The 16,773-nt window shown below is 70.7% G+C and carries 15 protein-coding genes; 4 read left to right on the forward strand and 11 right to left on the reverse strand.

The window, feature by feature from the left end; genetic code table 11:
* Positions 1-103: 103 nt before the first annotated feature.
* Both DAETH_RS03765 and DAETH_RS03770 read left to right on the forward strand, forming a co-directional pair.
* Positions 104-982: a UbiA family prenyltransferase gene (locus DAETH_RS03765; protein ID WP_264776589.1), complete on the forward strand. Its 879-nt coding sequence runs from the start codon at positions 104-106 to the stop codon at positions 980-982.
* Entirely contained in the window at positions 979-2,385 is a 1,407-nt protein-coding gene (locus DAETH_RS03770; protein WP_264776590.1) for a phytoene desaturase family protein, read from the forward strand. Before DAETH_RS03765 ends, DAETH_RS03770 begins: the two co-directional genes overlap by 4 nt.
* A 51-nt stretch (positions 2,386-2,436) precedes the next feature.
* Here the strand turns inward: DAETH_RS03770 and DAETH_RS03775 are convergent, their stop codons facing one another.
* The 10 genes from DAETH_RS03775 to DAETH_RS03820 all read right to left on the reverse strand — a co-directional run bounded on the left by DAETH_RS03775 (position 2,437) and on the right by DAETH_RS03820 (position 12,656).
* On the reverse strand, positions 2,437-4,182 hold the full coding sequence (locus DAETH_RS03775; protein ID WP_264776591.1) for a S8 family serine peptidase: 1,746 nt from the start codon (positions 4,180-4,182) through the stop codon (positions 2,437-2,439).
* Between the two features lie 211 nt (positions 4,183-4,393).
* Positions 4,394-6,280, reverse strand: coding sequence for an SARP family transcriptional regulator (locus DAETH_RS03780; protein WP_264776592.1), 1,887 nt, complete (start codon positions 6,278-6,280; stop codon positions 4,394-4,396).
* A 479-nt stretch (positions 6,281-6,759) separates the two neighbouring features.
* Positions 6,760-8,331, reverse strand: a complete 1,572-nt coding sequence (pruA, locus tag DAETH_RS03785; protein WP_264776593.1) for an L-glutamate gamma-semialdehyde dehydrogenase — start codon at positions 8,329-8,331, stop codon at positions 6,760-6,762.
* A 21-nt stretch (positions 8,332-8,352) separates the two neighbouring features.
* Complete coding sequence (locus DAETH_RS03790; protein ID WP_264776594.1) at positions 8,353-8,775, reverse strand: hypothetical protein; 423 nt, start codon at positions 8,773-8,775, stop codon at positions 8,353-8,355.
* Positions 8,772-9,659, reverse strand: a complete 888-nt coding sequence (locus DAETH_RS03795) for an SDR family oxidoreductase (RefSeq protein ID WP_264776595.1) — start codon at positions 9,657-9,659, stop codon at positions 8,772-8,774. The genes DAETH_RS03790 and DAETH_RS03795 overlap by 4 nt, the downstream gene beginning before the upstream one ends.
* Positions 9,660-9,674: 15 nt before the next feature.
* On the reverse strand, positions 9,675-10,607 hold the full coding sequence (locus DAETH_RS03800; protein ID WP_264776596.1) for a proline dehydrogenase: 933 nt from the start codon (positions 10,605-10,607) through the stop codon (positions 9,675-9,677).
* Positions 10,604-11,257 carry a GntR family transcriptional regulator gene (locus tag DAETH_RS03805; RefSeq protein WP_264776597.1) on the reverse strand — a complete coding sequence of 218 codons (654 nt, stop codon included), beginning with the start codon at positions 11,255-11,257 and terminating at the stop codon, positions 10,604-10,606. The genes DAETH_RS03800 and DAETH_RS03805 overlap by 4 nt, the downstream gene beginning before the upstream one ends.
* Before the next feature lie 56 nt (positions 11,258-11,313).
* A complete protein-coding gene (locus DAETH_RS03810; RefSeq protein WP_264776598.1) occupies positions 11,314-11,790 on the reverse strand; it encodes an MgtC/SapB family protein in 477 nt (158 codons plus the stop codon).
* 68 nt (positions 11,791-11,858) lie between these two features.
* A complete protein-coding gene (locus tag DAETH_RS03815) occupies positions 11,859-12,251 on the reverse strand; it encodes a hypothetical protein (RefSeq protein WP_264776599.1) in 393 nt (130 codons plus the stop codon).
* Between the two features lie 3 nt (positions 12,252-12,254).
* Positions 12,255-12,656, reverse strand: coding sequence for a hypothetical protein (locus tag DAETH_RS03820; protein ID WP_264776600.1), 402 nt, complete (start codon positions 12,654-12,656; stop codon positions 12,255-12,257).
* Positions 12,657-13,284: 628 nt separating this feature from the next.
* Between DAETH_RS03820 and recO the strand changes: the two genes are divergently transcribed.
* Positions 13,285-14,019 carry a DNA repair protein RecO gene (gene recO / locus DAETH_RS03825; RefSeq protein WP_264776601.1) on the forward strand — a complete coding sequence of 245 codons (735 nt, stop codon included), beginning with the start codon at positions 13,285-13,287 and terminating at the stop codon, positions 14,017-14,019.
* Between the two features lie 299 nt (positions 14,020-14,318).
* On the opposite strand, the gene DAETH_RS03830 is transcribed toward recO, so the two are convergent.
* On the reverse strand, positions 14,319-15,209 hold the full coding sequence (locus tag DAETH_RS03830) for an alpha/beta hydrolase (RefSeq protein ID WP_264776602.1): 891 nt from the start codon (positions 15,207-15,209) through the stop codon (positions 14,319-14,321).
* A 154-nt stretch (positions 15,210-15,363) separates the two neighbouring features.
* Between DAETH_RS03830 and DAETH_RS03835 the strand changes: the two genes are divergently transcribed.
* Entirely contained in the window at positions 15,364-16,608 is a 1,245-nt protein-coding gene (locus DAETH_RS03835) for a lycopene cyclase family protein (protein WP_264776603.1), read from the forward strand.
* Positions 16,609-16,773: the final 165 nt, after the last annotated feature.

Consider the following 16,773-nt stretch of genomic DNA (forward strand, 5'->3'; position numbering starts at 1 on the left):
GGGCACCCTTTGTCCCGGCGCGGCCTGCCCCGCCCCCTCTACAATGCGGCGGAAGCGCCCGGCCCCGGGCCGCCCCCTGGCAGCACCCCACCGGACCCCGCCCATGCGCACCCTGACCGTCCCCGCCCGACTGCCCCTGCGCCGCCTCCTCGCCGTGTCCCGCCCGGCGCTGTGGGTCAACACCGTCGGCACGCTCGTCACGGGTGTGTGGCTGACCGGGCACCTGTACACCCTCCACCCCGGCGTCCTCGCGCTGCTCGTCTACCTCACCCTGCCTTTCAACCTGCTCATCTACGGTCTGAACGACCTCGCCGACCGCGAGGAGGACGCCGTCTCCCCCCGCAAGGGCGGCTGGCAGGGCGCGCGGCTGACCGCCGGGGAGGGCGGGCCGCTTCTCGTCGCGGTGCTGGCGGTGAACGTGCCGTTCCTGTCCGTCCTCGCGCTCCTGCTGCTCCCGGCGGCGAGCGGGCTGCTGCTCGTGACGGCGGCCCTCTTCGCCCTGTACAGCGTGCCGCCCCTGCGCCTGAAGGGCCGTCCCTTTCTCGACGGCCTGAGCAACGTCGCCTACGCGCTGCCCCTCGCGCTGCCCGCCCTGGTGCTCGGCGCCCCCGTGCCGTGGCTGCCCCTCGCTGCCCTGATGGCCTACTCGGTGGGCAAGCACGCCTTCGACGCCGCCCAGGACGTGCCCGCCGACCGCCTCGCGGGGACGCGCACGGTCGCCACCGTCCTCGGGGTGCCCGGCACCGCGCGCTACGCCCTGGGGTGGTTCGTGCTCGCGGGGCTGCTGCTGTGGCCCGTCAGCCGCCTGACCGCCGCCGCCCTGTGGGCCGTGTGCGGCGGGATGGCGCTCGCCCTGCTCCGCGAGCCCACCCCGGAGCGCGCGGCCCGGCTCTACCCCCTGAGCATCGTCACGCCCTGGATTGTGGGGACGGTGGCGGGGGTGGGGCTGGTGTACCTGCTCGCGCGCGGGCCGTGGCCGTGAGCGGTCAGCGGTCAGCGGTCAGCCGTCAGCCAGGTTCCCTCTCCTCGCAGTCACGTTCCGTCGGTCTCCTCGGCGGCGGGCTCGCCGGGCTCGCGCTCGCCGCGTTGCTGGCGCACCGGGGGCACGCGGTCACCGTGTACGAGCGGGACCGGGCGGGGGGGAAGCTGCGGCGGGTCACGGTGGGCGAGCAGAGTTTCGACACCGGGCCGAGCCTCTTCACCCTTCCAGGGGTGTGGCGGGCCTTCCTGGCGCGTCTGGGGGAGGCCGACCCCCTCGACCTGCGCCCGCTGCCCGGGGGGTTGGGGGTGCATCACACGCCGTTCGGGGCCGTGCCGCTGCCCGTTCCGGCGGATCACCCGCTTCATGCCGCCTGGGAGGCATACTGCGCCCCCGCCCGTGGGCTCGCCTCCCACGTCGAGACGCTGCTCACCACGCCGCCACGCCTGATCGACCCTGTTTTTCGGCGGGCGAGTGCAGCCCTCCTCCGTGCGACGGGCGGACATCTCACGGCCGAAGGGTGGGTGCGCGCCCGCCAGTTGCCCCCCGCCCTCGCCCACGCGGTTCGCACCCACGCCCTGAATGCGGGTCTGGCCCCGGTGGACGCGCCCGCCCTCTACGCCCTGCTGCCCGCGCTGATCGCCGGGGACGTGTCCCGACCGGCACGCGGGATGGGGGCGCTGCTGGACACCTTGCTGGGCCTGGGGGCGGCGCGCGGGGTGCGGGTGCTGGAGGGGGCAGAGGTCGTCCGCGTGGACCCGCAGACGGCGACCCTCACCCTGAAGGGGGGAGAGGTCCGGCGGCACGACCTGCTTGTCAGCGCCCTCGACCCCGCCCGTCTCGCCGTCCTGACCGGACGACCGGCCCGCTCGCCGGTCTCACGCCGCACGGTGAGCGGGGTGGCCCTGTATGCCGCGCTGCCGGAGCCCGCGCCGCTTCCCGCCACGTCCGTCCTGCCTCCCGCCGACTTCGGCCCCTTCCGCGCCGCCATGCGGGCCGGGGCCCTGCTGCCGGACACCCTGGCCCTCGTCCACGCGAACGGGCCGCGACTGGCCGTGCTCCTTACCGCGCCCGCGACCGCCCGGGACCTCCAGCCTGACCACCCCTGGGTCCGCGCGCAGGTGGCGAGGGCCCTGCGCACCCTCGGCGTGCCCGGCCTGCTCGCCTCCGCCCGGGACGTGGTGGCCCTGCCCCCGGCCCACTACGCGGCGGGGGGTCATCCGGGCGGCGCGATCTACGGCGCGGCTCTTCCCGTGTGGCGCGGGGGGCCGCTGCACCCCCAGCCTTACCACCCTGCGCCCCAGCTGTGGCAGGTGGGCACAGGCGTTCATCCTGGCGGGGGCCTTCCGGCCATTCTGGGCGGCGCGATGATCGTGGACCGGCTGATAGGGGAGGGGAGCCTGTGAACCGCGAAAAAGCCGCCCCCACCCTTGGGAGCGGCCCTTTCCCGCCTGCTCTTACTGCCCGGTGATCGCCCTCACCGGGTCCACCAACCCGTACCCGAAGTCGTTGTCCTTGCCCGCCGCGCCGAGGTCTTTCGCGGTGCTCGTCAGCAGGCTCAGAAGTTGCGCGTTGGTGAGGCTCGGCTTGGCGGCCCAGACAACGGCGGCGGCGGCGCTGACGTGCGGGGTCGCCATGCTCGTGCCGTCGAAGTACTCGTAGTCCGCGCCCGTCACGCTGACGGTGCCCGTGGTGGGAACCTTGGCGAGGAGGCTCTGCCCGTCCGCCTGGGTGAGGCCCACGACGGGGACGCTGTAGGTGTTCGTCAGGCTCATGCCGAGGGAACCCAGCGTGTTGTTGTAGATCATGACGGCCCTGGCCCCGCTGGCGACGGCGTTGGCGGTCTTTTCCTCGAAGGAGCAGGTGCCGCGCGAGATCAGGGCGATGTTTCCGCTCAGGGCCGCGTTCCGCGTCGTGGTTCCGCAGAACTCGTTGTTCGTGCCCCCCGCCGCCACGATGGTGCCGCTGAAGGTGCCCCTGCCGCTGAGGTCGGCGGCCTGCACGTCCGCGAAGGTCACCCCGCCCCCGCTCGCCGAGGCGCGGGTGCCCTGCCCCAGGGGCACGCTGCTGAGCACGTGGACGCCGGGGCCCACCAGATCGACCTGGGTGCCGAAGTTGGAGAAGTCCGCCCTGGCCTGGTTGTCGTCGATGGCGCCTACCCCGACGACGTTGGTGTACGCGGCGGGGTAGGAGACGGCGGCCCCGTCGTTCCCGGTCGCGGCGATGGTCAGGACGCCCTTGTTGTAGACGTTCGTGTACGCCCGCTGCTCGGTCTGGCTGGCGCGGCCCCCGCCGAGGGACAGGCTGATGACCACCTTGTTCTCGGTGCCGCCCTGGCTCCTGAGCTGCGCGGCGCACCAGTTCACCCCGTTGATGATGCCGCTCGACGACCCCGAGCCATCGTCCCCGAGCACGCGCGCCATGTAGAGGTTCACCCCGCTCGCCACCCCGCCCACGCCGTTCGCGTCCATGCCCGGCTGCTGCCCGGTCGCCCCCGTGCCCGACCCGTACTGGGCGAACACGGTGCCCGCGACGTGGGTGCCGTGGTGCGACACGTCGTTGAGCGCGTACGGGTCGCCCCGGTTCGCCTCCGTCGTCACGAAGTTCTTGAAGCCCCTCAGCTTGCGAGCGAACTCGGGGTGGTTGCCGTCGATCCCCGTGTCCCCGATGCACACCGCGACGCCCGCCCCGGTGTAGTTGCTCGTCCGCAGGCTGGGGACCCGCAGCGCGTTGTCGCCCCAGGTGGACTCGCCGCTGGCCGTGTAGACCGCCTGGGCCCTGACCTTCTGGGCCTGGGCCGTCAGCGTGCCCGCCCCCGCGTCCGTGCCTCCGCTCCGGCGCCCCAGCGCGTGGCGCACGAGGTCGGGCTCCACGTACTCCACCAGGGGATTGCCCTGGAGGCGGGCGAGCGCCCCCGGCGAGAGCCGCGCGGCGGCGGCGCTGATCTCCGCCCACTGGCTCGTGAGCTGGCCCCCCGCCGCCGTGATCGCCTGCGCCTGAAGCTGGGCCTGCGCCGCGAGGTCCTGGGCGCTCAGGCTCTGCGCCCCCAGGCCGTTTTCCTTGAAGCCCACGAGGTACGCACCCTCGCTCGTGGCGGTCGGGTTCGGCGTGCCTGCCGTGGGCGCGCTCACCTGCCCCTGCTGTCCGCAGGCGGCGAGCGTGAGGGCGAGGGTCGCGGCGAGCAGCGTGCGGGTGTGCTTCATGGGAGCCTCCGTGAGTGGGCCGAAACGGGGAGGAAAACCGCGCCGGGAGGAGCGGAAACCGGGTCATGTGGACCTGAACTGGAATGGGTCTGGGCGGGATGCTAGAGCGGGCTTCACCTCTCGCTCACGCTTTGTCTAGACCTCTTTGACCACGGTCCAAATGAAAAGGCCCCTCACGCATCCAAGGCGTGAGGGGGTACGAATAGCTTCCTCAGTTGTAGAGGAAGCGGTTGAGTTCGGCCATGTACCGCGCCAGCTCGTGGGGCGAGGCGACCAGGCGGGCGGAGGCCACCCGCGCCTCCATCACCTCGCGGTCGAGGGGGTCGATCCGCAGGTACTGGTTGGCGAGCAGCACCACCCGGCGATGGTCGCCCTCGTTCCGGGCCCGCGTCATCTGGGCGCACAGCTCGTACGTGAGGGCCAGCAGGAGGGATTCACGCTTGGTCTCGATCCAGTCGCAGGAGTCCGCGTCCGGCAGGAACTCGCCCCGGTAGAGCGCGAGCGCCCGCGCCGTCTCCTGACGCTCGACCGCCTCCCGGAAGTGATGGATGTCGAGGTCCACCTCCACGAACCGGCCCAGGCGGTAGCACGGCGCGTGGTGCGGCCCCTGGAAGTGGATCAGCTCGTGTCCCAGCCGGTCGCGCAGCTCCTTGAGGCACTGGCGGACGTAGGCCCCGCCGGTCGTGGGGTCCTTGTCCGGCCACAGGTCGAGCTGCATCTCCACCCGCGTCCGGCCGGGGGTGAGGGTCAGGTACACCAGCAGCGGCACGCAGCCCTTGCGGGTAAAGGACACCTCCGCCCCGTCCTTGAACACCGCCATCTGCCCCAGCGTCTTGACCGAGACCCGGATCGCCCCGTCCTCGGGGAGCCGGGCGGTGCCCGCCAGGTGCGCCAGCCGGTCGAGCAGGGGTTCCATCAGCGGCGCGGTGTCGGGTTCGAGCAGCGCGAAGTGCATCAGCTCGCTGAGTTCCTCGAAGTCGGGCCCCAACTCGGTGAGTTGCCGCAGCCGCAGCAGTTGTGTGATCGCCTCGCTGAGCGCGGGGACGACCGTTTTCTCTGCATCCTCCCCGGCCCGCAGGCAGGTGGCGGCGTAGTGCAGTTGCACCCGGCAGAGTTCCGGCACCCGCCCCGCCGCGCGGAACATGGCGGCGGCCTGAGCAAGGCTCTCCTGCGCCGCGAGCAGATCGCCCCGCCGCCGCTCGATCACCCCGCGCGTCGCCACCAGCTCGGCGGGCCACTCCTCGGGCATCGTGCCGTAGCCCAGCAACACGTCCACCGCCCTGCCGTGCTGCCCGTGCAGGCTGTAGTGCTCGGCGAGGCGCGAGACGGTCCACAGCCGCAACTCGCGGTCCCCGAGCCGTTCGGCCAGGGGGTACAGTTCTTCCAGCACGAAGGCGTAGGTGCGGGTGTTGCCGGTGAGGCGGCAAAGTTCCGCCTCACTCCCCAGGAGGAGGGCGGAGAGCAGGGGTGCCTCCGTACCCTGAAGGGCGCGTTTGGCCTCGTTCAGAGCCTCACGCGCCTCGGCGAACTCGCCGTGCGCCATGTGAATTTCAAGAAGGAGCTTCAAGGTTCCGACGCGGGGGCTAGGGTACGGACCTGTCGGCAGCACATGGAGGGCTTCGTTGAGGAGCGCCTTGGCACGCTTGTCGTTCCCCGTTTCGTGATACATCTGTGCCAGGGAGAGCGTCACGCGGGCGCTCAATTCGTCATTCCCAAGCGCCAGGTAGCCGTGCCATGCACGTTCTACCCGTCTCAGCCCGTCCTCAGTATGTCCTGCTTTGAACTCCGCAACGCCCCACCAGCGGAGCGCCCGCATTTGTAATTCACCTGCCAGGTCTCTGGAGATAGCCTCAAAATGGGTAACCGCTTCCTCAAAACGTCCGAGCAGGCGTAACACATTGCCGAGTTCGACTTGCCCTTCCTGTTCCCCGTGGACAGCGGCGCGCGTCAGGGCGATCTCGGCGTCCTCCAGGCGGCCCACACGGATGAGGGCAATCCCGAGCAGGGTAGCTTCCCTCCCCGTCCGGGCTTTGCCCTCCAGGTGTGTGACGACGGCTTGAAATTGCCCCGCCTCGAACAGCGCCTCTCCATCTGTCACCCGTGATCCCCTTCTCTGTACATTCTGACGCCTAGATTAACGGCATGAAGATTGCAGGTGGCCGCAAAGTTGTCGCGCTGGTGTTCGCCCTGTTTATCGCTGGGGGTTCTCTGGCGAGTGCTGGAGGCCCAAAGTACTACGGAGAGGGCCACCCTACGACAGCGACGGCCGACGGTGGCCCGAAGTACTACGGAGAGTAAGATATGAGCCGCCCTACACCCCGCCCCCAACTCCAGCCCAAGCCCCTGCCGCCGCGTCCCCAAGTCGAACGGCTGGACACTCCGGGTGGACGAACGCTGCCGGTGATGATCGGCGGTCCAGCTTACTACGGTGAGTAAAGGCAGGGCGGCCGGGTCCATACGAACGTCACCCTACCCACCGCCTTCTTACAGCACCGTCATCATTAACTTCTATGCGAAAACGCCCTCTCTGGTGGAGGGCGTTTCCTTCGTGTGCCCGCATCTCCCGCCCGGCCCGCCTTACCAGCGTTCGGTGACGGCCTTGAGCTGAAGGAAGTTCGCCAGGTAGTCCGGCCCGCCCGCCTTGGAGTCGGTGCCGCTCATGTTGTAGCCGCCAAAAGGTTGCACACCCACGATGGCCCCGGTGATCTTGCGGTTGAAGTACAGGTTGCCGACTTCGAACTCCTGCCGCGCCTGCTCCAGCCGCTCGCGGTCATTGCTGCACACACCGCCCGTCAGGCCGTACTGGGTGGAGTTGGCGATCTCCAGCGCGTGCTCCCAGTCACGGGCGCGCAGGATGCTCACGACCGGCCCGAAGATTTCCTCCTGGGCAATGCGGGCCTGCGGCGACACGTCCCCGAAAATAGTCGGCTGGACGTAATAGCCCCGCTTTCCACCGTTCTGGCCGGGCGCCTCCCCGCCGAGGAGAAGCTGGGCCTCGCCCTTGCCGATCTCCAGGTACTTGCCGATCTTGTCGAAGGCCTCGTCGTTCACCACGGCAGTGACCTGGGCGTTCTCCTCACCCGTGCCGACCTTCAGCGCCCCCGCCCGCTCCACAAAAGCATTCACCACCCGGTCGTACACCTCGTCCACCACGATCAGGCGGCTCATCGCCGAGCACTTCTGGCCGTTGAAGCCGAAGGCGCCCTGGACCGCTGCCGTCACCGCCACGTCGAGGTCGGCGGTCTCGTCCACGATCATCGCGTCCTTGCCGCCGAGTTCGAGGATCACCTTCTTGATCCACCTCTGGCCCGGCTGGACCTTCGCCGCGACCTCGTTGATGTGCAGGCCCACCCCGCGCGAGCCCGTGAAGGTGATGAAGCGCGTCCTCGCGTGCGTGACGAGGTACTCGCCGACCTCCTCGCCCACGCCGGGGAGGAATTGGAGGACCCCGGCGGGGAGCCCGGCTTCCATCAGGATGTCCACCACGAAGCCCGCGATCATCCCCGAGTCCTCGGCGGGCTTGGCGATCACGCAGTTCCCCGCCACGATGGGCGCGGCGAGCATCCCCGCGAAGATCGCGCAGGGGAAGTTCCACGGGGAGATCGAGACCCCGACGCCCAGCGGCAGGTACAGCATCCCGTTCTCCTCGCCCTCGTACCACGTCGTCTCGGCGGCGCCGAAACCCGCGTACTTCATGGCAGAGCGGGCATAGTACTCCAGGAAGTCGATGGCCTCCGCAACCTCCACGTCGGCCTCGGCGTAGTTCTTGCCGACCTCCAGGCTCATCAGGGCGCAGGCTTCCAGGCGGCGGCGCCCCAGGATCGCGGCGGCCTTGAGCAGGATGCGGGCGCGGGCGTCGGGCTCCCACCGCTTCCACGTCTCGAAGGCCTTCCAGGCGCCTTGCAGAGCACGTTCGGCGTCCTCGACCGTGGCCTTCGCCGTCGTCCCCACCACCTCGCAGGTGTCGCAGGGGTTGGTGGAGGTCAACCTCCCTGGGGTGTCCACCCGCTCGCCGTCGATCACGAGGGGGTAGTGCTTGCCGAGGAGTTCGGCACGGACCTTGTTCAGCGCGGCCTGGTACGCCTCGACATTCTCGGGGCGGGTGAAGTCGGTGAAGGGCTGGGGGCGGTAGTCCTGAATTTTGAGCATGGGTGGTGTCCTTTGCGGGGGTCAGGTGCGGGGTTCGGGCGGCGGCACGAGGTCGAAGAGCGAGTCCTCGGGGCGGTCGAGCCGCCTCGCGTAGGGGTCATGGGCGGGAAGGCCCGCCGGGAAGAGGCGCCCGGCGAGTTCGGCGAGAAAGGCGCGGGGGTGGGGAGGCGCGAAGGGGAGGCTCCCGAGCAGGAACCACGCGAGGTCGCGGTCGTCGAACTCGGCTAGGGCGTAGGCCCAGGTGCGAGCCAGGGCGGCCTCCTGCGCCTCGCCGAGGGCGTCGAGGTGGGGGGTCAGCAGAGCCGCGATGGTGTCCAGCCCCTCGGGGGTGCGGGGGTCCACGTACTCCAGCGGGTGATCGTGCCCGCCCGCCGCCCATTCGGTCATGCCGAAGAACTGCCGCAGGTAGAAGCCGTTGACGTGGCCGGGGTCGGGGAACGTCACGCCCCCTCCCCGCGAATGAGGGCGGCGTTGTCCCGGGCGAAGTCGTCCACGGTGCGCGGGGCCCGGCCCAGCAACCGGGCGAGGTCCGGCGTGACCCGCCCCGCGATCCCCAGCCGGGCGGTCGCGTAGATCGCCTCCATCACGACGATCTGGCCGGTGGCGACCCCGCGCGCCCGCATGTGGCGGAAGAAGGCGAGCGGGCTGGGGTCGGCGTAGCGAATCTCGCGCCCGGTCGCCGCCGTGAACCGCGCCGCCACCTCCCCGTAGGTCAGCGCCTCGGAGCCGGTCAACTCGTAGGCGCGGCCCGCGTGCCCGTCCTCAGTGAGCACCACGGCTCCCGCCTCCGCCACGTCGCGCACGTCCACGAAGCTCGTGCGGCCCCCCCCGGCGGGGACGTAGATTTCGCCCCGCCGCAACTCGGGCAGGTGGGTGGTCGTCAGGTTCTGCATGAAGAAGGAGGGGCGCAGGAAGGTGTACCCGGCTCCGCTCTCCTCCAGGTACCGCTCAAGCTGCGCGTGCGGCACGAAGCGTAGCCGCTCGGCCCCCTGGAGGGAGAGCAGGGCCATGTGCTCCACGCCCGCCCCCAGCGCCACGTCGAGGGCGGGCACCATGTCGCGCCCCACCTGGGACAGTTGCGGGGGCCGGGTCACGAAGAGGCGCCGCACCCCCCGGAAGGCCGCCACGTACGTGCGGCGGTTGCCGAACTCCAGACGGCCGAACTCCAGCCCCCCCGGCGCCCCCTCGCCGAGCACGTCTTCCAGCACCCGGCGGGCGTGATCGGGGCGGCGGGCCAGGACCCGCACCCGGGCCCCCCGCGCGAGCAGTTCTGCCACCAGCGGCGTGCCCACGTTGCCCGGCACACCCGTCACCCCGATCAGGTCCATACCCCCAGCCTACCCTTAGCCTTTGAACATTCCGCGCAGCACGAACATCACGTTGGCGGGCCGCTCGGCAATGCGGCGCGAGAAGTAGGGGTACCAGTCGCGCCCGTAGGGGATGTACGCCCGCACCCGGTAGCCCCGGGCGGCGAGGTCCTTCTGGAGGTCCCGCCGCACCCCGTACAGCATCTGGAACTCGAAGGCGTCCCGCGAGATGCCGTGCGCGAGCGCGAAATGCTCCACGTCCGCAATCAGCCCCTCGTCGTGGGTGGCGACGTTGACGTAGCTTCCGGCCTTCATCTGCGCGTACACCAGCCGCCGGTACGCCGCGTCCACGTCCGCCTTGTCCGGCATCGCCACCGTCTCCGGTTCGAGGTACGCGCCCTTCACGATGCGGAGGTTGGGCTCCAAATCCTGAAGGCTCGCCCAGTCGCCCTCGGTGCGGTAGAGGTAGCTCTGGAGCACCGTGCCGACGTGCGCGTTCCCAAACTCGCCCACGAGCGTGCGGAACTGGGCGAGGGTCTGGTCCACCCGGGGGTGGTCCTCCATGTCCAGGCACACGAAGCCGCCGTAACCTTTCGCCCTGGCGACGATGCGCCGGGCGTTCGCCAGGCCCAGGTCCTCGCCCTCCACCGTCATCCCCTGCCCGACGCTGGAGAGCTTGACGCTGACGTAGGGTTTTAGTCTGGCAGCGTGCGCGTCGTCGAGGAGGCTCAGGACCCTGCCCGCGAACTCGTTCGCCGTGTCCGGGGACGTGACGAACTCGCCGAGGAGGTCGAGGTTGCCGAGGATGCCGTCCTTCTCCAGTTCCTTGACGGCGCGGAGGGCCGACTGCGCGTCCTCGCCCGCCACGAAACGCTGGGCGACCCCCCACCCGCGCGAGCGGACGAGGGTTTCAATCGGCTTCTGGCCCGAGACGGTGAGGACGGCCTTGCGGTAGAGCTGGTCGATCATGGGTGGTCTCCGAGTTGGTGCAGCACGAGGGCGGCGAAGGTGCGGACGTGGTGCCGGGCGGCCTCCCGGGCGGCGGGCGCGTCGCGGGCGAGAATCGCCTTCAGGATCGCGGCGTGCTGCTCCCCGGTCTCGGGGTGCGCGTTGTACGTCCGCGTCTGGTGCTTGATCAGGGTCACCCGCACCGAGAGCCCCCGCGCCAGGTCGGCCAGGGCGGCGTTGTGCGCGGCGAGCGTCACCGCCTGGTGAAAGGCGAGGTCGAGCCGCGTCTGCTCGCGGTAGTCGGCCCCCCGCGCCGCGTTCAGGGCCTCCAGCGCCGCTCGCAGCGAGACGGCATCGGCGGGCGTGTGCGCCTGCGCGGCGAGAGCGGCGGCCAGCCCGTCGAGTTCCTCGCGCACCACGTAGGTGTCCCGCGCCTCCCGCGCGCTCACCGTGCGGACGCGCACCCCCTTGTTCGCCTCCGCGACCAGCAGGCCGTCCTGCGTCAGCCGCGCCAGCGCCTCGCGGATCGGCGTGCGGCTCACCCCCAGCCGCTCACCCAGCTCCACCTCTCCCAGCCGCTCCCCCGGCGCGATCTCGCCGTCGAGCACGGCCCGGCGCAGGTGGCCGTACACGCCGTCTCGTACCAGGGTGGGTCGCTCAAAGGAGGTCATTATGTATATTGTATACAATATCCGCTAGAAATCCAGGGGCAGTGCGGAGAGGTGCCCTACCTGTCCTCCGCGTCCTGACGGGCCCTGACCCTCTCGCCCAAGAGGGGGCCCAGCCAGCCCAGGGTGAAGAGGAAGAGCAGGGTCGCCCCGGTCGCCAGCACGTAGAGGTGCAATCCGCACGCCACCCCGACGCCCGCCGTGGCGAGGAGGCCCGCCGCCGTGGTCAGACCCTTGGTGCCCTCACCGCGCCGGTCGGAGAAGATCGCGCCCGCGCCGAGAAAGCTCACGCCGCTGACCACCGCCCCGAGGACGCCCACCAGATCGAAGCGGACCTGCGGGGCGTCGTCGGCGAAGCGGTAGATCAGGGTGTCGGCGAGCACGACGAAGAGGGCCGCGCTCACCCCGACGAGGATATGGGTGCGCAGTCCCACGCTGATGTTGCGCCGCTCGCGCTCCCAGCCGATCAACCCGCTCAACACGAAGGCGGCGATCAGGCCCTGCATCAGCCGCAACTCCGCCCAGAAGGTCTCCACGGGGACAGGGTAGGGGGAGGCGGGCCGGGGTCTCTTCCCCGTTCCTTCAGCCGATTGTCATGGGAGGGTCAGGTGCTCGCCTCGGTGTATAGGCAGGCGGCGCAGACCCAGTCGTTACTGCGCGCCTGCCTGGCCCGTTGTCGACGCAGGTGCCTGCGCCACAAGAAGGTGAGCCGGGCGGAAACCAGTGCCCAGACGAACCCGGCGGCGATCACGATGGAAGACGACCGTCTGCCGCCCAACAGCAGCCACACCACGCCCGGCGCCACCATGCCGAGGGCGACCAGCAGTGCCACGCCCTCCCACGGCACGGGCAGCAACCAGCGGTCCGGGTCCCAGATCAGCCAGGGACGCTCGGGGTGACGCGCAAGCGAGGCCCAGCGCGTCATGGGATGGCGGCAGCGCGGGCACTCGCGCCACACCTCACGCTCGGGCGGGGCGCCGGGTCGCCCTGGGCCCACCCCTCAGTCCGCGTACACGGGTTCGATGGGGAAGATGCGGTCGGCTAGCTTCTCCAGACCCCGGCGTCCGGCGCGTTTCTGGCAGCCCTCGGTGCCCAGGCAGAGGGTGACGTAGCGGGTGCGGCGGGCGGCGACGACCACCCGGTAGAGGGAGGCTTCGCTGCGCGAGCGGGTGTAGTGGCACAGGTCGCAGTGCAGGACGTTGCGGCCCTTGGGCTCCAGGGGGGTGAACTCGGCGAGCTGTTCGCCGTGCACGAGGGCGAGGCGGCCGTCCGCGACCGGGTAGAGTCCCAGGGTGGGGGCACCCGATTGCGGCTCCTCGCCGAACAGTTCGCGGTACGACTGCGGGAAGAGTTCCCGCAGCACGTCGCGGGCGCTGTGCCTCTTCGGTGGGGTGTCACTCATGGAAGGCAGTTTAAAGGGCAGGTGCAGGCCCGAACGTGGAGGACCTGACGCAGGGGGGCGAAGACAGGAGCACGTCCCGTCCACCTTTTGCGGAGGGGGAACTTTCCCCCGGCGGCCCTATGATGCTCTGCATCCTCTGTGCCGTGCGACGCCTCATTCTCTGCGGTGGCCTGCTCCGGGCGGTCGGCTGCTCACCAGCCGCTCCGCTCTTCTCCCGGCGGAACGATACGGCGCTGCGTGGGCAGTTCCGGGCCAAAGATGCGCCGGGGGCAGTGGCTTGTGTTCAGCGGCGGGTCGCGCACCTGGGACGCCGGGTGTACGGGTATGGGACCTGCCAGCTCTTTGTTCGTCGGGGTGCGGCGGCTCAGCTCTCGTCAGGCTGGGGCTATCCCTGGCGAGCGACCCTGGAGCCTTCCGGTTCGGTGCGACTGGAAGGTGTGCGTGATGGTGCTTACGAGCAGGAGGTGGTTCGGCTCTTTCCGTGGTCGTTGAGTTCCGCCGTGCAGTCTCCCGCCGCCATCTCGGGCCAGGGAAGCGGTAGAGCGGGCCCTGGGTGTCCCAGTCCGGGGTCCGGGAGAAGGTTCGCCATAAACAGAACGTCACCCGGCTTCTTGGCTAGACTGTCCCTGTGAGGTCACGCAGCACCAACCGCAGCGGCATCGTGATCCGTCGGCGCGTGACGCCCGCCGGGGACATCATCGTCACGCTGCTCACCCCCCAGGGGAAGGTCAAGGCCATCGCCCGGGGCGGGGTGCGGGGTCCGCTGGCGAGCCGCCTGAACCTCTTCCACCACGTCGGCGTGCAGGTGTACCAGACGCCGCAGGCCGACCTGGCGACCGTGCAGCAGGCGGTGCTGGAGGGCGCCCTGCCCCGCCTCGCCGAGCCCGGGCGGTACGCCTTCGCGCACCTGATGGCCGAACTCGCCGACGCCCTATTTCAGGAGGGCGAATTTTCAGAGCAGGCCTTCGAGCTGTTCGCGGGGGCGCTGCGCGGCATCTCGCATCAGCCCGACCCCGAGTGGGTGGCCCTGGTGATGAGCTACAAGCTATTGGGGTTGGCGGGCTTCGTACAGCAGACGGCCCGCTGCGCCCGTTGTGGTGCCCCGCACCCCGAGCACCCCGATCCCCTGGGCGGGCAACTCCTGTGTTGGGCGTGCGCCAGCCTGCCCGCCTACCCGCAGGCCAGCCTCGACTTCCTGCGGAACGTGGTGCGGCGGAGCGTCCGGGTGAGCATGGAAGCTCCGGTGCCGGGGGACGAGCGGCCTGCGCTGTGGCAGGCACTGGAACGCTTCGTGACGGTGCAGGTGGGGAACGTGCAGAGCTGGCGGCAGTTGGTGCCCCAGGCGGCGGCTGTCTCGACCTGAAGCGTTGCGGTCAGGGGCTTCGGCGCCGTACCACTCACCAACGGGTACAGAACTACGCGGTTCCCCCACGGTGGTCGACGAGGTAGGCGCTGCTCCTTCCACGGCAGGGCCAGTTCAAAAGCCGCATGTTGATGACAGGAACGACGTTGGAGGGAGTTCCTACCTCCCCCCGTATCTTGGCGATATCGCTCAGGCTCAACAACCAAAGCAACCCGCAGATCACGCCCACGTTAAGAAGCAGGAGGGCCACCGGGCGCTTGCGTAATTCACGTACCTTTCAACTTCTAGGCGAACCCACCTTACTTGTGTCTTTCGATGAACTCGATCATCGCCTGCCTCGTCCCCCCCAGGAACGTCAGCGGCCGGGCGATGGCGGCGGCGATGGTGATGTGGTTGAGGCCTGGGAGCACCGTGCGGGTGACCGGCACCCCGGCGGCCTTGAGCGCCGCTTCCAGGTTCAGCGCGTTCTGGGGGTAGACGGTCCGGTCGTTCGCCGCGACGAGCAGGAGGTGCGGCGGGGCGTCCCGGCGGACGTGGCGGTCGGGCATCACCTGATCGGGGGTGCTGTTCTCGGGAAAGGCTACCCGGCTCTGGAACTGCCGGAAGTCGTAGGAGTACGGCCCTGCGATGCCGATCACGCCCCGCACGGCGCGGATGGGCACGCCCGCCTCGCGCAGCCAGCGCTCGTTGTCCACCGCCTCGACCGCGTTGAAGGCCCCCGCCGAATGCCCGGTCACGAAGAGAACATCCGGGTTGCCCCCGAAGGTCTTGGCGTTGTCGCGCAGCCACCGAAGGGCCGAGGCGGCGTCCTGCACGAAGGCGGGGTAGCGGTTTTGCGGCGCGAGGCGGTAATTCATCACGCCGGTCACGTACCCGGCCCGCGCCAGGCTCTCGCCCACGAAGCGGTGCCCGGACTTGTCGCCGTTCTGCCACGAGCCGCCGTGGATGAAGAGCACGACGGGCGCGTTCCGCGCGTTCCTGGGGGCGTACACGTCGAGGGTGTTGCGCGCGTTGGGCCCGTACCGCTGGTCGGTGGCGACGGTCAGCCCGGCGAGGTTCACGGCGCGGTTGAGGGTCTGCTGCACGTCCACCCTCGAACAGGCGGTCAGGGACGCGGTGAGGGTCACGGCGAGCGTGGCGAGGGCGAAGGTCCGGCGCCGGGAGAGGGCGCGGGCGGAGCGGCGAGTCATGGGGGCAGGCTAGCGGCTGAGGTGGACGGACTCGGGCGTGACGGGCACAGTCGGACTTGAGGGTGGCTTGACACGGGACTTACCCGGCGGTCAGGCTCATTCCCGGCGGGAATCCCCACACTCGCGGTTCCCCCGGTCGCGTTAATCTGCCCGGATGGCCCCGCACACGGACCTCACGGACGCGCTGGTGATCGGCGGCGGCCCGGCCGGGCTGGGTCTCGCCGCCGAACTCGCCGCGTGCGGTCTGGGCGTGCGGCTCGTCGCCCCCCACCCGCCGCGTCCCTTTCCCGCCACCTACGGCGCGTGGCTGGACGAGGTTCCCGGTCCCGTCCGCCCCGCCCTCGCCCAGGTGTGGACGGACGTGCGGGCCTACACGGATGAGGAGCCCACGCCGCTGCTGCGCCCCTACGCCCTGTTCGACAACGCCCGCCTGCTGGAGACGCTGCTCGCGCGGGCGGGGTCGGGCCTGGCCTGGACGGTCGGGACGGTGGCGCACGCCGAGCGGGCGGGGAAGGAGTGGGAGGTCCGGGGCGCGGGCGGCGAGCGGTGGCGGGCCCGGCTGGTGGTGGACGCGGGGGGGCACCTCGGCGGGTTGAACGGGCCCACCCACCCGGTCGGCGTGGCCCTCCAGACCGCGTTCGGGATCGTCGCCCACTTCGACCGCCCTCCCGGTCCTTCCGGTGGGGTCTCCTGGATGGACTACCGCGCGGGCCATCTCCCGCCTGGCGGGGTGCGCGCCGCGCCCACCTTCCTCTACACCATGCACCTCGGCGGCGACCTCTACCTCGCCGAGGAGACGAGCCTGATCGCCCGTCCGGGATTGACGCGCGAGTTGCTCGAACGCCGCCTCCATGCCCGCCTCGCCGCGCAGGGAACGCCGCCCTGGGAGATCGAGAGCACCGAGTGGGTGTCCTTTCCTATGAACACCGCCGCGCCCGCGCCCGGTCCCGTCCTCGCCTTCGGGGCGGCGGCGGGGCTCGTCCACCCGGTGAGCGGCTTCCAGGTGGCAGGGGCGCTGGCCGACGCTCCCGTTGTCGCGCGGGCAGTCGCATCGGCGTTGGACAGGCGAGGTCCCGTCTGCTCGGTTCAGGCTGGGTGGCATGCCCTCTGGCCCCAGGGGCGCCGCGCCGCCCGCGAGGTCGCCCTCCTCGGGGTGGACGCCCTGCTCGCCCTGCCGGGAGACGCGTTGCCCGCCTTCTTCGCCGCCTTCTTCCGCCTGCCCGCGCCCGAGTGGCACGCCTTCCTCGCGCCGCGCACGGGGGCCGGGGCCCTCGCCCGAACAATGCTGAGATTGTTCGCCCAGGCGCCGAACCCGGTGCGCCTGCCCCTCGCCCGCGCCGCGCTGGGGCAGGCCGGGCCGAGCGGACGGGCGCTGCGGGCGGCGGTGGGAGGAAACTGAGCCCCTGTCCCCCGCTCAACGCTTGATGCGGGATGAGAAATTGGGCGGAAGGCGCTTTTTAACGTTCCACACAAGGACGAGCTGCGCTCGTCACCCCCCTCCCCGGCCCTCTCCTGCGGAGCTGTGCCAGTCCCCCGCAAGGGGGAGAACAACTTACAGCCCAGT

It is taken from the genome of Deinococcus aetherius, assembly GCF_025997855.1.
GTDB classification, from domain to species: Bacteria; Deinococcota; Deinococci; order Deinococcales; family Deinococcaceae; genus Deinococcus; species Deinococcus aetherius.

What these genes read in the sequence shown, in the direction of transcription:
- DAETH_RS03805 (WP_264776597.1), bottom strand. Translation starts at nt 11,257, where the DNA reads ATGACCTCCTTTGAGCGACCCACCCTGGTACGAGACGGCGTGTACGGC.
- DAETH_RS03830 (WP_264776602.1), bottom strand. Translation starts at nt 15,209, where the DNA reads ATGACTCGCCGCTCCGCCCGCGCCCTCTCCCGGCGCCGGACCTTCGCC.
- pruA (WP_264776593.1), bottom strand. Translation starts at nt 8,331, where the DNA reads ATGCTCAAAATTCAGGACTACCGCCCCCAGCCCTTCACCGACTTCACC.
- DAETH_RS03800 (WP_264776596.1), bottom strand. Translation starts at nt 10,607, where the DNA reads ATGATCGACCAGCTCTACCGCAAGGCCGTCCTCACCGTCTCGGGCCAG.
- DAETH_RS03795 (WP_264776595.1), bottom strand. Translation starts at nt 9,659, where the DNA reads ATGGACCTGATCGGGGTGACGGGTGTGCCGGGCAACGTGGGCACGCCG.
- DAETH_RS03775 (WP_264776591.1), bottom strand. Translation starts at nt 4,182, where the DNA reads ATGAAGCACACCCGCACGCTGCTCGCCGCGACCCTCGCCCTCACGCTC.
- DAETH_RS03765 (WP_264776589.1), top strand. Translation starts at nt 104, where the DNA reads ATGCGCACCCTGACCGTCCCCGCCCGACTGCCCCTGCGCCGCCTCCTC.
- DAETH_RS03820 (WP_264776600.1), bottom strand. Translation starts at nt 12,656, where the DNA reads ATGAGTGACACCCCACCGAAGAGGCACAGCGCCCGCGACGTGCTGCGG.
- DAETH_RS03835 (WP_264776603.1), top strand. Translation starts at nt 15,364, where the DNA reads ATGGCCCCGCACACGGACCTCACGGACGCGCTGGTGATCGGCGGCGGC.